Genomic DNA, 13,728 nt, shown 5'->3' with positions numbered 1-13,728 from the left:
AGGGCCGCCATGGAAATGCCAAAGCCAAATCCCGACATCCTGCGTCGAAAGGACGTGGTTCTGCGCCGATTGCAGCAGGTTTTGCCAGAAGATGCGGTGATCCACGACCCGGCCGAGACGCGCGCTTATGAGTGCGACGCGCTGACGGCTTATCGCTGCCCTCCGATGTTGGCGGTACTACCGTCTACGACGTCTGAGGTCTCGGACGTGCTGCGCATCTGCAATGAAGAGGGCGTGCCGGTGGTGCCGCGCGGCTCGGGCACGTCGCTCGCAGGTGGGGCGTTGCCCACGGCGGACAGCGTCATTCTTGGCATTGCCCGAATGAATGACGTTCTGGAAACCGACTATGATAACCGCTTCATCCGCGTTCAGACCGGCCGTACTAATCTGAGTGTGACCGGTGCCGTGGAAGAAGATGATTTCTTCTATGCCCCCGACCCGTCGTCGCAGCTGGCCTGCGCGATTGCGGGCAATATCGGGATGAATTCGGGTGGGGCGCATTGTCTGAAATACGGTGTGACCACGAACAACTTGCTGGGCGTCACGATGGTGATGATGGATGGCAGTGTGGTCGAAATCGGTGGCGCGCATCTGGACGCGGGCGGGCTGGACTTGCTGGGCGTGGTCTGCGGATCCGAGGGACAGTTGGGTGTCGTGACCGAGGCGACGCTGCGCATCCTGCGCAAACCCGAAGGCGCGCGGCCCGTGCTGATGGGGTTTGATGATAACGAAGTCGCCGGGCAATGTGTTTCTGACATTATCAAATCTGGCATCCTGCCGGTGGCGATCGAGTTCATGGATACGCTGTGTATCAAGGCGTGCGAGAACTTTGCTCAGGCCGGCTACCCCGACTGCCACGCCTTGCTGATCGTCGAGGTCGAAGGCTCTGAGGCCGAAATCGACTATCAGCTGTCCAAGATCATTGAGATTGCCAAGCGGCATAACCCTGTCGAGCTGCGCGAAAGTCAGTCCGCAGAAGAAAGCGCCAAGATTTGGCTAGGGCGCAAATCGGCCTTCGGCGCGATGGGTCAGATGAACGACTATATGTGTCTGGATGGGACCATCCCGGTCTCGGCATTGCCGCAGGTTTTGCGCCGTATTGGAGAGCTGAGCGAGGAGTATGGCCTGCGCGTGGGCAACGTGTTCCACGCGGGCGACGGCAATATGCACCCGCTGATCCTGTTCGATGCCAATAAACCCGGCGATCTTGAGAAATGCGAAGCGTTCGGAGCGGATATCCTAAAGCTCTGCGTGGATGTGGGCGGCTGCTTGACCGGCGAGCATGGTGTGGGCATCGAAAAGCGGGATCTGATGTCGCATCAATACGCGCCTGAGGATCTTGAGGCGCAGATGGCCGTCAAGGATGTATTCGATCCGAACTGGTTGCTGAACCCGGCCAAGGTGTTCCCATTGGATGTTTCTCAGCCCCGCCGCGAGGCGCGGATCGCTGCAGAATAGGCTCTAATAAAGAAGAAATATGATGAAACCCAGGACTGAGGCCGAGCTGGCCGAAACAGTGGCCGGGCTGCAGGATCCCGTGCGAATTGCCGGTGGCGGTACCCGTGGGATCGGCGGGTCAGAGATGACTATCGAAACCGGCGGACTTAGCGGGATCACCCTGTACGAACCGGGCGCGCTGACGATTGTGGCGCAAGCCGGCACCCCCGTGGCCGAGATCGAGGCCGCGTTGGAGGCCGAAGGGCAGCAACTGCCGTTTGAGCCGATGGATCATCGCGGTCTGTTGGGTACGAATGGTGCACCGACCATTGGCGGTGTCGTGGCCGCCAATATCTCGGGCCCGCGCCGCATTCAGGCCGGGGCATGTCGCGATTTCTTGCTGGGTGTGCGCTATGTCGATGGCAAGGGCCAAGTGGTCAAGAATGGCGGGCGGGTGATGAAGAACGTCACCGGCTATGATCTGGTCAAGCTGATGGGCGGGTCGTGGGGCACATTGGGTGTGTTGACCGAAGTTTCGCTGAAAGTGCTGCCCAAGCCACAGGCGGTGGCGACGTTGGCAGTGCGAGTTGCGGATGGATCCCGTGCGGTGGGGGCATTGTCTGCGGCCTTGAAATCCCCTTTCGAGGTCTCGGGTGCGGCCTTTGATCCGCAAGACGGTCATGCTTTGCTTAGAATTGAGGGTTTCGCTGACTCAGTGGCGTATCGCGTTGGGCAGTTAAAGTCGGTTTTGGCGGAATACGGGGATGTCGCGGAGCGCGACGGTTCGGCCGAGATTTGGCAGGCCATTCGGGACGTATCGGTGTTTCACGGGCATGAAGGAGATGTATGGCGGATCTCGGTCAAACCCTCGGATGCGCCTGGGATTGCGGCGCGGCTTGGGGCGGATCAGACTCTGTTCGATTGGGGCGGCGGGCTGATCTGGGCGCTGGTGCGCAAAGGGGACGACCTGCGGGCACGTCTTGGGGCATTTGACGGCCACGCGACCCTGGTCAGGGCAGCGGCCGAAACGGTTGAGGCCCTGGGGCGGTTCCAGCCGGAAAGTGCCGGGATTCAGGCTCTGACACAGGGCATTCGTCAGCGTTTCGACCCGCGCGGGTTGTTCAATCCGGGATTGATGGGGTAGGCCGATGCAGACGACATTCACCGAAAAACAACTGCAAGATCCGGCGATCCAGCGCTCGAACCAGATTCTGCGCAGTTGTGTGCATTGCGGCTTTTGCACCGCCACATGCCCCACCTATCAGGTGCTGGGCGACGAGTTGGACAGCCCCCGCGGGCGCATTTACCTGATCAAGGACATGCTGGAGAACGAGCGTGTACCGGATGAAAAAACGGTCAAACATATCGACCGCTGCCTGTCCTGTCTGGCCTGCATGACCACCTGTCCATCCGGTGTGCATTACATGCATTTGGTCGATCACGCGCGCGAATATATCGAGCAGAAGTACAAACGTCCCTTCACCGACCGCGCCTTACGCTGGGTGCTGGCGAAGATCCTGCCTTATCCGATGCGGTTCCGGTGGGCTTTGATCGGGGCTAAGCTGGGCCGTCCGTTCAAATTCCTGATGCCGGATGCGCGGTTGCGGGCGATGCTGGATATGGCGCCAAAACATATCCCTCCGGTCAGTCGCAATGATGATCCGCAAAGCTTTGCGCCCAAGGGTGCGCGCAAAAAGCGTGTGGCGCTGATGACGGGATGCGCTCAGAAGGCGCTGAACACTGATATAAACGATGCCACCATCCGCCTGCTGACCCGGCTGGGGTGTGAGGTTGTCGTAGCCGAGGGCGCGGGTTGTTGTGGGGCGCTGACGCATCACATGGGCAAGTCCGATGACAGCCACAAAGCGGCCGCTGCCAATATCCGCGCTTGGGTGGCCGAGATGGACGGGGACGGGTTGGATGCCATCGTCATCAACACTTCGGGTTGTGGGACGACCGTGAAGGATTACGGGCATATGTTCCGCAATGACGCCTTGGCCAAGGACGCGGCGCGAGTGTCGGATATCGCCATGGACATCAGCGAGGTGCTGATGCAGTTGGACCTGTCTGAAGGCGCAGAAAAGGGCATGACCGTCGCCTACCACGCGGCCTGTTCGCTGCAGCATGGTCAAAAGATCAAGACCTATCCAAAGGATCTGCTGAAACGCGCGGGTTTTTCAGTGGTTGAACCCGCCGACAGCCATCTGTGTTGCGGCAGCGCGGGTACGTACAATCTGATGCAGCCCGAAATCTCGGGCAAGCTGAAACAACGCAAGGTTAGAACGTTGGAGGCCAAGAACCCCGACGTTATTGCCGCAGGCAATATCGGATGTATGATGCAAATAGGGTCGGCCACCGAGGTTCCGATTCTGCATACGGTCGAACTGCTTGATTGGGCGACCGGAGGTCCGCTGCCGCGGGCTATGCAGCAGGACCGCAGGCCAGACCGAGAGGTGCCGATCTTAAGGTAGGTATCTGATGCGGCAGTGCTAGACTGTCGCGATCGGATTCAACCCGACAAGCAAGCGCCCTAATTTCGCCCCACGTGGCGCGTAGGAGGAAACGTACCAAGCAACGTCGGAGAAGCGCTTGCGACACTGGTTGAAGGTTCTGACACTGGCTTTGATGCCGATGGCTGCGATGGCCCAGGATTCCAGGTTGAAAAGCCTGGACACGACTGATGCGGGCCGCGCGTGGATGGCGGTTGGACGCTTGGATATTGGCGGAACGGGGTTCTGTACAGGAACGTTGATCTCTCCGACGCTGGTCCTGACGGCCGCGCATTGCCTGTTTGACAAAGCCACAGGTCAGCGTGTGGATTTGTCTGATGTCGAGTTTCTGGCCGCATGGCGACTTGGGCGCGCATCTGCCTATCGCGCCGCGCGTCGAGCGGTTGTGCATCCGAAATACCAGTATGGCGAAGATGCGACCGCAGCCCGCATCGGCAGTGACATTGCGCTGATCGAGTTGTGGCAACCGATCCGAAACACAACGGTCATTCCTTTTGAAACAGGTGATCGCCCTGCCCGAGGCGAAGAGGTTGGTGTCGTATCCTACGCGCGAGACAGGGCCGAAGCTCCGGCTCTGCAAGAGGTGTGCTCAGTCATGAGCCGCAGATCCGACGTTCTTGTCATGTCTTGTGACGTAGAGTTCGGGTCCTCTGGTGCGCCAGTATTTTCCTTCGAGGGTGATCGTCCTCGCATTGTGTCCGTGGTCGCCGCAAAGGCAGAATTTGACGGACAGCGCGTGGCGGTCGGAACAACGGTCGAAGATTCTCTGACCATTCTGCAAAGGGAATTGTCGGCGGGGCGTGGCTTTATCGCCAAGACCCCGCAGGGCGCCGCGCGAAATAATGTTGGCGCAAGGTTCGTCAAACCATGATCCGTGCATTGCTGACTGCTTTGTGCCTTATCGGCCTAGCGACCGCATCTTTTGCACAGAGCGCAAAGCGAAAGCTGACCGACCGGGATGATCTTTACGGTTGGGAGGCTGTGGGGCGTCTGGATATCGGCAACCGAGGTTTTTGCACCGGAACTCTGATCGCGCAGAATATTGTCCTGACCGCTGCCCATTGTGCGCTGGATCGGGGAACCGGGCAATTATATGCACCCGGCCAGTTAACATTTCGGGCTGGGCTGAGCGATGGTGAGGCACTGGCCGAGCGCAAAGTCGAACAGATCGCCATTCATCCCGACTATACCAAGCACGGTGGGCTATCGGCCGAGGCTGTTCGGATTGACGTTGCGCTGATGCGGCTGGATCAGCCGATCCCGTATTCGGTGGCCAATCCTTTCGCCCTGCACAGCGGGCGCGTTTTGGGCAATGAGGTCAGCCTTGCTTCGTACGGGCGCGGCCGGTCCGAGGCGATAACGCGGGAACGCTCTTGTCGTATTCTGCAGCGCCATCAGGGATTGATCACGTTCAATTGCGATATCACCTTTGGGTCGTCCGGTTCGGCCTTGCTGGCCCGGAGCGGGTCACGCTGGCAGATTCTCTCCGTCGTATCCGCGGTCGGCAGCGACGGGCGGCAAAAGGTCGGGTTCGGGACGGAATTGTCCGGAATAGTGTCGGAATTGAAGGCCGCGCTGCGTCGGGACGCGCCGCAACCCAAAGCCGAGATCCGACGCTTGCAGGTCGGTTCGGGCAAGTCCAATTCCGGCGCGAAATTCATCAGCTCGGGCGGGGGTTGAACTCGGTCAAATCGTTACCCATCTGAACTGTATCGGGTCGCCAATGATGGGGCCTGACACAGCAAGCGCCCGTCCAAACCGGAGGGCATATCGTAGATCGCTCAGATGAGGATACACCACATGCGTAGTTTTGATTTTGCACCGCTTCACCGCGCCACCATTGGTTTCGACCAGATCGCCGACATGATGGATCGCGTTCTGACCAATGACGTGGCTCAGCCCAGCTATCCGCCCTATAACATCGAAAAAACCGATGCCGACACCTATCGGATTTCCGTCGCTGTCGCTGGTTTCGCCGAGGCCGATTTGTCGGTCGAAGTAAAAGAAAACGCCCTGATCGTGGCCGGCAAGAAAGCTGCCGGGGACAAGGACCGTTCCTACCTGCACCGTGGCATTGCCACCCGTGCGTTCGAGCGCCGCTTTGCGCTGGCCGACCACGTCCGCGTGACTGGTGCCAGCCATGAGAACGGGATGCTGAACATCGACCTCAAGCGCGAGGTGCCCGAAGCGCTGAAACCGCGCCGGATTCAGATTTCGTCTGGTCAGGCCATCGAAAAGGACGTGGTTGACGCCAAAGCCGTGAACTAAGGCCGTCCGACCACCGCGATAGTCCTGCCTCTCGGGGTTATCGCAGACTGCACGCCCCGCGTTCCTCCAGACGCGGGGCGTTGTTCCCCAAACCAATATCTATCCTGCGCAATAGTGCAGAGGTTGAATGTTCAACGAGCTACTTGAACCCAGCCATCTTGATCTGGGTCAGTTCCGTGGTGGGTAGGGATTCGTTGGGACTTACATGACCAAAAGTAAGGACAACTGAGTGCGAGTGAATGGAAGGAATCTGAAATGAAGAAAGTAACTATATCTTGCCTGCTTGTGGGCACGCTTGCTTTGGCGGCGTGCGGGGCGCCAACGACGCCAACACAGGCCCGGGTCCAACACGATGCGCGTTGCGCAGCAGGTATTTTGGGCGGCGCGGCTCTTGGTGGCGTTGTCGGTAATCGCTTTGGCGGCGGATCAGGCCAAACACTGGCGACTGCGGCAGGTGCTGGACTTGGAATGTATGCAGGTCAGTCGGCTTGCAACTGACTAAGAGTTACATGCTGAAAAGTTTAGCGCCGCGCAGGTAATGCGCGGCGCCAATAGTTTAGGAATATGTGCCTCAGTTCCCAGCCGTCACCGACCCGATCGACCAGAACATCGTCTCGCCCGAGGCATCGTCGACGCCGTCATTGTCGGTCATCACAAACGCCTCGCCCGAGGGTAGGATGGCAAGACCTTCGATCTTGTCCAGAACATAGCCTCCGGTCGAGGTCAGATCAGGCAGCAGGTTGCGAACCTCTTCCTTGCTGACCACTGGCAGGGGGCCGCCCAGCGGGGCAGGGGTCATTTCCGACAGTGGAACACGATAGACCTTTTTGGTCACGGCGTGATGGTCGTGCTGGTTGTCGCGCTCGATCACATAGACATGGTCGCCGAAGGCCACGATTTCCGACAGGCCGACCCAACCGGTATCCGGGTCCGCTTTGGGGTAGTGAACCGCGCCCCATTCCTTGGTCTCAAGGTTATAGGCCACCAGTTTCACGTGGTTTTCCGGGTCGTCCTTCCATTCACGCTGAACAGCCATCCACAGAGTGTCACCGACGCGGGTGATGCCCTCGAAGCCAAAGCGTTTCTCGACCGCCATCAACTCGGCAGGCAAGCCGATCTCGCCTTTGCGATCCTTGATCTTGCCCTCGGCTGAAACGTGGTAGATCGCGTGCGGGATCACACGGTCAGTGCGACCTTCGGATGCGACGTAGAAGCCACCCTTGCCGTCCAGCGTGATGCCCTCAAGGTCCAGCTTCTGCGCTGGGTTACCGTCCTGACGATGAATGCGGATCACGTCCACGATGCGGGCGGGTTGCTGGCTGGGGTCGATCTTGAAGATCGAGGGCTGGAAGCCATAGAAGCTGTCATTGACCGCATAGATCATGCCGTCTTCATCCGCGACCAGACCGGACAGCGCACCCCATCCAATCAGCTCATCCGCGCCTTCCGATGTCAGGTGCGGGTAGGCGGCGGGCGCATCCTGATATTCGAAGATCGACACATGTGCACGCGGCCCACCATCTTCGATCAGGTCTTTTTCATTGGCCGAGATCAGCAGGTTCCGCTCGGGGATTGCCACATAGCCTTCCGGACCAACGCCCGAGGGCAGCAGTTGTTTCAGAACCGGGCTCGCAGGGTCGGTGGCGTCATAGACCCCCACGACCGAGGCGCGCTCGGCTCCCACAAAGATCATCGGAGTACCGCCAAAGGTGGCTGCGGTCACGCTTTCCGGCTCGACCCCTTTGCTGTCCGAGCGTTTGTCAGGGTAGTGGCCAATCTGAATGATGGCCTTTTCGAAATCGGTGCCGTTTTCGTAAACAACGGTCCCGTCCTTGTGGAAGATCGTCCAGCCGCGCGAGCCACCTTCGTAGTCGCCTTCGTTGGCGGTGGCGAAGTGGTTGTCGTCGATCCATTTCACCGCGTCGGGTTCACGCAGGCGGCCCGGCTGGCTTTCGGTGAAGATCAGCGCGCCGCGCTCATCGGTGGCGTCGATGCCTTCCAGATCCACGCTGCCGGCCGAGAAATGGCTGATCACGGTGCCGTCTTTGGCAACAACCGCGATGTGGTTGTTTTCCTGCAGGGTGACGACCGTTTCGCCAAGGCCGTTGATATCCACGAACTCGGGCTCGGGATCGGTGGGCGCAACCTCGGCCAGGCCGGTTAGCGAGGCCATTTTCATGCCTGCGCAATCCAGCGCGCCATCTTTTAGCGGCACCAGCGCCAGCTCACCTGCGGGCAGCTGCGGGATGATGCCATCGTTGAGGTCTTCGTCCCGCTCATTTTCTATCGCCACAGCAACAAAGCTGGCATCGGGAGCGATGGCGACGCTGTCTGGCTGACCGCCCAGATCACAGGCGCCGGTCTGCACCTTTCCCGCGATATCGACCGATATAAGTTTGCCCGACGGGGCGGTATAGCTGTCCGAAGTGTTCACGCCAACAAAAGCATTTGCGCCAACGATCCCGACTGAGGTTGGCTCGCCACCAACCTCCATCGCACCCAAGGGCGCAGGGTTCGCGGGATCGGTGATGTCGACCATGCCGATCACGCCCAGCGGGCTGTCGGTGTAGACCAGCGTCATGCCATCTGCGGTCGCCGCGATGATCTCGGGCGAGGTTTCGCGGGTGGTGTCCGCGCCTTCGGCCATGTTTTTCACCACGGGGAAGGATGCAATTCGGTTGAAATTCATCTCTGCCAAGGCCTGACTAGCAGTCAGAGCAAGGGCAGATGTCAGGCAGACAGTGCGCAACGACATCGGTGGGTTTCCTCTTTTCACTCGGATGCGAGGGGGATGGACCGGGATCGTTGCGGTGTTGTGACAGTTTGGCTTCAGTTTTGTGACAAACGCGGCCACTACCGGGGCAGTGGCCGCGAAGAGTTAGACAGAAAGACAGACGTATTTCATCTCAAGGTAGTCCTCCATTCCATGATGGCTGCCTTCGCGACCCAGACCGGATTGTTTGACACCGCCAAAAGGCCCAACCTCGGTCGAGATGATGCCCGTGTTCACGCCGACTATGCCATATTCCAATGCCTCGGCCACCTTGTAGACGCGGCTTAGATCCTTGGCATAGAAGTAAGAGGCCAGACCAAAGATCGTGTCATTGGCCATGGCAATCACGTCATCTTCGTCCTCGAATTTGAACAGCGGGGCCAGCGGGCCGAAGGTTTCATCCTGCGCGACCATCATGTCCTGCGTCACGCCAGTTACGATGGTGGGCTGGAAGAAGGTGCCACCCAGATCATGCGGCAGACCCCCAGTCAAAACGGCACCGCCCTTATCGGTGACGTCCTTAATATGCTCTTCGACCTTGGCGACCGCCTCTGCGTTGATCAGCGGGCCCGTGGTCGTGCCTTCGGACAGGCCATCACCAATCTTCAGCGCCTCAACGGCGGCTTTCAGTTTAGCCGCGAAAGCGTCATAGACACCTGCCTGCACGTAGATACGGTTCGCGCAGACACAGGTCTGACCATTGTTGCGGAACTTGCACAGCATTGCGCCCTCGACCGCGGCATCCAGATCTGCGTCGTCAAACACGATGAACGGCGCGTTGCCGCCCAGCTCCATCGAGCATTTCATGACCTGATCGGCCGCTTGTTTCAGCAGGATACGGCCCACTTCGGTCGAGCCGGTAAAGGTCAGTTTGCGCACGCCGGGGTTTTCGCAGAACTCCTTGCCGATCTCGCTGGCGCTGGAGGACGGCAGCACGTTGAACACGCCCGCCGGAATGCCAGCCTGTTCGGCCAGAACGCCCATGACCAGTGCAGATAAAGGTGTTTCCTTAGCAGGGCGCGCAACAAAGGCGCATCCGGCCGCCAGTGCCGGCGCGGCTTTACGCGTAATCATCGCGTTGGGAAAGTTCCACGGCGTGATCGAGGCTGCAACGCCTATGGGTTGCTTCAGAACCATGATCCGCTTGTCGCGCTGATGGCCCGGGATCATCTCACCGTAAACCCGCTTTGCCTCTTCGCCGAAGAATTCGATGAAGGACGCACCATAACCGATTTCGCCAATCGCTTCAGCCAGCGGTTTGCCCTGTTCGGCGGTCAGAATCTTGCCCAGATCCTCGGCGTTTTCCATCATAAGGTCGAACCAGCGGCGCAGGATAACTGCGCGTTCTTTACCAGTCAGTTTGGCCCATTCCTTTTGCGCTGCCTCGGCCTGCGCAATCGCACCTGCTACCTGCGCGCGGCTTAGGTCCGCGACCTCGGCCACGACATCTCTGCGCGCGGGGTTCGTGACGGCAAACGTGCCGTTGTCGCCGTCCACCCACTGACCGCCAATATAGGCCTTGGTTGCTAGGAGATCGGGGTTTTTCAGGATGGATTTCAGATCGGTTGTCGTGTCCAGCATAGCTTGGCCTCCGGCAGGAATTTAGAGTTGTCGCACACAAACAGGTGGGGTCTGGAATGTCTATGTCCACAACCCGGCAGGGATCAATCCAGATTTGATCAAAAGCGGCACTCGGGCGCGAAAGATCGCGCCTATCTTTTTCGGGCCGAGTTTGCCACAGTTTGCAGGAACTTTGTCTCTCGGGGGATGTAAATAGATGTAACATTCCCTATCTTATTGGGTAATTGAACAAAAAAGGGGATAGTGCAGATGTCGAACCATAGATTTGACGCGTTGATCGAAGAAACGCAGGCGAAAGTCCGCGAAAGCCAGTCGCAGATCGAAAACCTGACCTCGCGCATTGACGACGCCCGGGCCAAGATTGGCACGGCCGAGGCCGATATCGACATCGAAAACGCTACGCTGGAAGATGTGCACGCCCATACTGAGGTGATGAACGCCAATATTGCCGAGCTGATCATGGGTCTGGATGACGTCACCAACGCGTTCTCCAAGGATTTCGACGAGATGCGCTCGAAAACCGGGTGGGAGAGTTTTGTTGGCATCTTCGCCAAGGGCAAGTCCGAATCCATGCGGCAGGAGCGGATGCGCACCGCCAATATCGACGACAAGCTGCAGGACCTGATCGCCAAATCCGACGTGATCGTGAAACTGCTGGAAGGGCAGCTGTCCGTGCTGGAGGAACAGCGCGTGAAGGTCGAGGACAACCTGACCGGCACGCTGGATGATCGTGAGGCGACAGTGGCCGAACTGGAAGCATTGCGGGCTGAAATCCAGGGCATGGACCCGACCATCATTACGCTGGAAAACAAGATCAGCGTCGAACAGGACGCCGCCGCGCGCACTCAGCTTGAAACCGAGCTGGCCGAACTGAACAAGCAATACAACGCCAAGGTTCAGGAAGAGCAGGTCAAGCTGGCTAAGTCTCAGACGCTGGAGCGTTACATTGAAAAGGGCAAGACCTGGGTCGATTCACTGCAGAACCAGGCGGCGACGCAGATGGTGCTGATCAACAAGCTGCAGACAGACACGCAGCAGCGCGTGGTGCTGTACGATGCCCTGACCAAATCGCTGAAAACCGCGCAGCAGCAGGACGTGGCCCACCGCATCAACGAGATCGGCGTGCAGACCGACCAAGAGGCGCAGACGGCCATGGCGGCCATCGGCACAGCGACCAACCAGAAAATGGCCGACATGCTTGAGGCGCACGAAGGCCACATGGTCTTTGCCCGCGACGTGCTGGAGAAAAAAGCCAAGGCGGATGAACGCTTTGCCCGCCGGTTCGCGGCGATTGTCGAGAAGCATGATAAGAATTTGTATGGTGGATAAGAAAAGGCTGGTTGCGACGAATGCCATTTTTCTTGGAGCAAGACAAAAGCAAGACGTGGGTCGAGCGAAACGGTGAGCTTGTTTGGGGTGCAATTGGGCTCGCTTTTCTAATCTTTTTTCTGACGATGATGGTGAATGGATTCTACTTATTGTGCGGTGCTGGTGCTCTCGGAGCTATTTGGTCTACCTATCGGTTGGAGATGTTTCGCAGGTCGCAAGGAATTAACAGCGTACCAACCAACAACCATGGCGATGGCGGGCAGTCGCCCGGCCGGGATTTTGGTGGCTTTGGCGGTGGTGATGCATGACTAACCCCACCCGAGAGCGTGTCAGCCTGAACGGCACCTTTGCCCCTTTTGGGCTAAAAGTGGTTGTTAAGAAAAGCTTTAGGAGTTTGTGCGGCGGATGAACGATTTTGAGAAGAAAGCTCTGAGATTGTTTGTCCTCGTTGCAGCTTGTTCCAGCGGGGTCGCTTTCACGTTCGGAATCAGTTTCGCGAATAAAACTGCGATCTCGATCGGCTCGGTAGCTGCAGCTATGGGGGTGATTGTTGCGTTCCTAGGGGCCGCTCAACTCTGTTTAGAAAGTTTCAGAAACTACGGGTTGGGCGAAGGCATCGAATTTTTGTATGGCAAAGATCATGCCCGGCACATGTTTGGCGAAAACTACAAAAAGCCCCCAAATGACTAACCCCGTTCAAGACCATGTCGGCCTGACCGACACCTTCGCCTCGCGTCGCTACTTCCGCAAATTCGAGGTGATCACCGTCCACCTCCTTCGCGTGGCCGCGACGATGGAGGCCGAGGGCGCGATCAGCAAGCAAGAGGTGCAGATCGTGTCGCGCTACCTCTCCGGGTTGCTCTATACGTTCCGGGCACTGTCCATGAAATACCTGCTGGTCGGGCGTGATACGGGGCGGTTCTTTGGCAGCCTTGCCATGGACAAGCGCGACAGCGGGTTTCCGGTGGCGGCCGAGTTGCTGACCATGGCCAATGACGCGCAGCAGGCGCAGGTGCATCTGGCCAATATGCCATCAGCCGACGATCTGAAAACCGACATGGTACGCACCATCATTGGCGACCGCGAGATACCGACCAAGCTGCAATTCGCACTGTCGCAAAGGCTCTATTACGAGGAATTGCTGAAAGGACAGCTGTTCTGGGCCCGTAACGATCCCGAATGCCTTTGGATCGGGAATGAAGGGGATCGGCGCAAGTTTCTGATCCACTGGGCGGTTTATGACAGCCAGATCAACCTGCCAGTCATCTACATGATGAAGTTGGAAGACAGCGGGCGCACGGCCCTGCCCAAGGACCAGCGTCGCTGGCCCGAGGTACAGGCGCATCTGATGGCGCAGTCTTTGGGCGGGCTGAAGCTGGTGACGATCGCCACGGGCTTCGATCAGGATTTTGACGACCTGCACCCCAAACACCTGCGCCGCATCCATGTGGGCCCGATGTATTCCTCGGCCTATACGGAACAATCCGGACCCCTGCGGCAAGTGCTGGAGGACGCGCAGGCCCCCGAAGGTCAGGATTGGGCGCTGGCCTGGACCATGGAACAGTTGGAAAGCGAGGACGTAATCGAAGAACGCGCTGGGTGGTTCTCGACCGTCGAGCGAGAGGTGTTCGCCTTGGACCCGTTCGGCGGGCAGGGGGCCGAGACCGGAGCGACGCAAACGCAGCGGTCGATCATCCTGCCCCAGCGCCCGTTTCAGGTGCTGGCCGAGCGCAGCCCGCCAGGGTTTGCTGATGTGCGCAAATTCGTTGTCAGCAAGACCGGGCAGGTGTTGAGATACTAGTTTTTTCGCATCGGGCGGAAGTATTTTTG

General features: G+C 58.7%; 13 protein-coding genes. 11 read left to right on the top strand and 2 right to left on the bottom strand.

Going from position 1 to position 13,728, the window contains the following annotated elements; genetic code table 11:
- The first annotated feature begins 9 nt into the window (after nt 1-9).
- The 7 genes from AC2TAD_RS15605 to AC2TAD_RS15575 all read left to right on the top strand — a co-directional run bounded on the left by AC2TAD_RS15605 (nt 10) and on the right by AC2TAD_RS15575 (nt 6,713).
- Nucleotides 10-1,458 carry an FAD-linked oxidase C-terminal domain-containing protein gene (locus AC2TAD_RS15605; protein WP_480868751.1) on the top strand — a complete coding sequence of 483 codons (1,449 nt, stop codon included), beginning with the start codon at nt 10-12 and terminating at the stop codon, nt 1,456-1,458.
- Between the two features lie 22 nt (nt 1,459-1,480).
- Nucleotides 1,481-2,581, top strand: coding sequence for an FAD-binding protein (locus AC2TAD_RS15600; RefSeq protein WP_480868749.1), 1,101 nt, complete (start codon nt 1,481-1,483; stop codon nt 2,579-2,581).
- Between the two features lie 4 nt (nt 2,582-2,585).
- Nucleotides 2,586-3,908: a glycolate oxidase subunit GlcF gene (gene glcF / locus AC2TAD_RS15595; protein WP_480868747.1), complete on the top strand. Its 1,323-nt coding sequence runs from the start codon at nt 2,586-2,588 to the stop codon at nt 3,906-3,908.
- 118 nt (nt 3,909-4,026) lie between these two features.
- Nucleotides 4,027-4,818, top strand: a complete 792-nt coding sequence (locus AC2TAD_RS15590; RefSeq protein WP_234899436.1) for a trypsin-like serine peptidase — start codon at nt 4,027-4,029, stop codon at nt 4,816-4,818.
- Nucleotides 4,815-5,627, top strand: a complete 813-nt coding sequence (locus tag AC2TAD_RS15585; RefSeq protein ID WP_480868745.1) for a trypsin-like serine peptidase — start codon at nt 4,815-4,817, stop codon at nt 5,625-5,627. The genes AC2TAD_RS15590 and AC2TAD_RS15585 overlap by 4 nt, the downstream gene beginning before the upstream one ends.
- 120 nt (nt 5,628-5,747) lie before the next feature.
- Nucleotides 5,748-6,215 carry an Hsp20 family protein gene (locus tag AC2TAD_RS15580; RefSeq protein WP_480868743.1) on the top strand — a complete coding sequence of 156 codons (468 nt, stop codon included), beginning with the start codon at nt 5,748-5,750 and terminating at the stop codon, nt 6,213-6,215.
- 255 nt (nt 6,216-6,470) lie between these two features.
- Nucleotides 6,471-6,713, top strand: a complete 243-nt coding sequence (locus AC2TAD_RS15575) for a glycine zipper 2TM domain-containing protein (RefSeq protein ID WP_480868741.1) — start codon at nt 6,471-6,473, stop codon at nt 6,711-6,713.
- 73 nt (nt 6,714-6,786) lie between these two features.
- Here AC2TAD_RS15575 and AC2TAD_RS15570 read toward each other — a convergent pair whose 3' ends face one another.
- Nucleotides 6,787-8,970, bottom strand: coding sequence for an esterase-like activity of phytase family protein (locus AC2TAD_RS15570; RefSeq protein ID WP_480868740.1), 2,184 nt, complete (start codon nt 8,968-8,970; stop codon nt 6,787-6,789).
- Between the two features lie 123 nt (nt 8,971-9,093).
- On the bottom strand, nt 9,094-10,569 hold the full coding sequence (locus AC2TAD_RS15565) for an NAD-dependent succinate-semialdehyde dehydrogenase (RefSeq protein WP_480868739.1): 1,476 nt from the start codon (nt 10,567-10,569) through the stop codon (nt 9,094-9,096).
- A gap of 249 nt (nt 10,570-10,818) precedes the next feature.
- Between AC2TAD_RS15565 and AC2TAD_RS15560 the strand changes: the two genes are divergently transcribed.
- The 4 genes from AC2TAD_RS15560 (at nt 10,819) to AC2TAD_RS15545 (ending at nt 13,699) form a co-directional block, all read left to right on the top strand.
- Entirely contained in the window at nt 10,819-11,898 is a 1,080-nt protein-coding gene (locus tag AC2TAD_RS15560; protein WP_480868737.1) for a hypothetical protein, read from the top strand.
- Nucleotides 11,899-12,033: 135 nt separating this feature from the next.
- Complete coding sequence (locus tag AC2TAD_RS15555) at nt 12,034-12,210, top strand: hypothetical protein (RefSeq protein ID WP_480868735.1); 177 nt, start codon at nt 12,034-12,036, stop codon at nt 12,208-12,210.
- A 93-nt stretch (nt 12,211-12,303) separates the two neighbouring features.
- Nucleotides 12,304-12,588: a hypothetical protein gene (locus AC2TAD_RS15550; protein WP_170755348.1), complete on the top strand. Its 285-nt coding sequence runs from the start codon at nt 12,304-12,306 to the stop codon at nt 12,586-12,588.
- Complete coding sequence (locus AC2TAD_RS15545) at nt 12,581-13,699, top strand: hypothetical protein (RefSeq protein WP_480868733.1); 1,119 nt, start codon at nt 12,581-12,583, stop codon at nt 13,697-13,699. The genes AC2TAD_RS15550 and AC2TAD_RS15545 overlap by 8 nt, the downstream gene beginning before the upstream one ends.
- Nucleotides 13,700-13,728: the final 29 nt, after the last annotated feature.

The organism is Ruegeria sp. HKCCD7628 (assembly GCF_057221005.1).
Note: the sequence above shows the minus strand (reverse complement) of the source record. Positions and strands in the feature narration are given on the sequence as shown.

Coding starts and splice junctions, on each gene's coding strand:
- AC2TAD_RS15605 (WP_480868751.1), top strand. CDS start 10: ATGGAAATGCCAAAGCCAAATCCCGACATCCTGCGTCGAAAGGACGTG.
- AC2TAD_RS15600 (WP_480868749.1), top strand. CDS start 1,481: ATGAAACCCAGGACTGAGGCCGAGCTGGCCGAAACAGTGGCCGGGCTG.
- glcF (WP_480868747.1), top strand. CDS start 2,586: ATGCAGACGACATTCACCGAAAAACAACTGCAAGATCCGGCGATCCAG.
- AC2TAD_RS15585 (WP_480868745.1), top strand. CDS start 4,815: ATGATCCGTGCATTGCTGACTGCTTTGTGCCTTATCGGCCTAGCGACC.
- AC2TAD_RS15580 (WP_480868743.1), top strand. CDS start 5,748: ATGCGTAGTTTTGATTTTGCACCGCTTCACCGCGCCACCATTGGTTTC.
- AC2TAD_RS15575 (WP_480868741.1), top strand. CDS start 6,471: ATGAAGAAAGTAACTATATCTTGCCTGCTTGTGGGCACGCTTGCTTTG.
- AC2TAD_RS15570 (WP_480868740.1), bottom strand. CDS start 8,970: ATGTCGTTGCGCACTGTCTGCCTGACATCTGCCCTTGCTCTGACTGCT.
- AC2TAD_RS15565 (WP_480868739.1), bottom strand. CDS start 10,569: ATGCTGGACACGACAACCGATCTGAAATCCATCCTGAAAAACCCCGAT.
- AC2TAD_RS15560 (WP_480868737.1), top strand. CDS start 10,819: ATGTCGAACCATAGATTTGACGCGTTGATCGAAGAAACGCAGGCGAAA.
- AC2TAD_RS15555 (WP_480868735.1), top strand. CDS start 12,034: ATGGATTCTACTTATTGTGCGGTGCTGGTGCTCTCGGAGCTATTTGGT.
- AC2TAD_RS15550 (WP_170755348.1), top strand. CDS start 12,304: ATGAACGATTTTGAGAAGAAAGCTCTGAGATTGTTTGTCCTCGTTGCA.
- AC2TAD_RS15545 (WP_480868733.1), top strand. CDS start 12,581: ATGACTAACCCCGTTCAAGACCATGTCGGCCTGACCGACACCTTCGCC.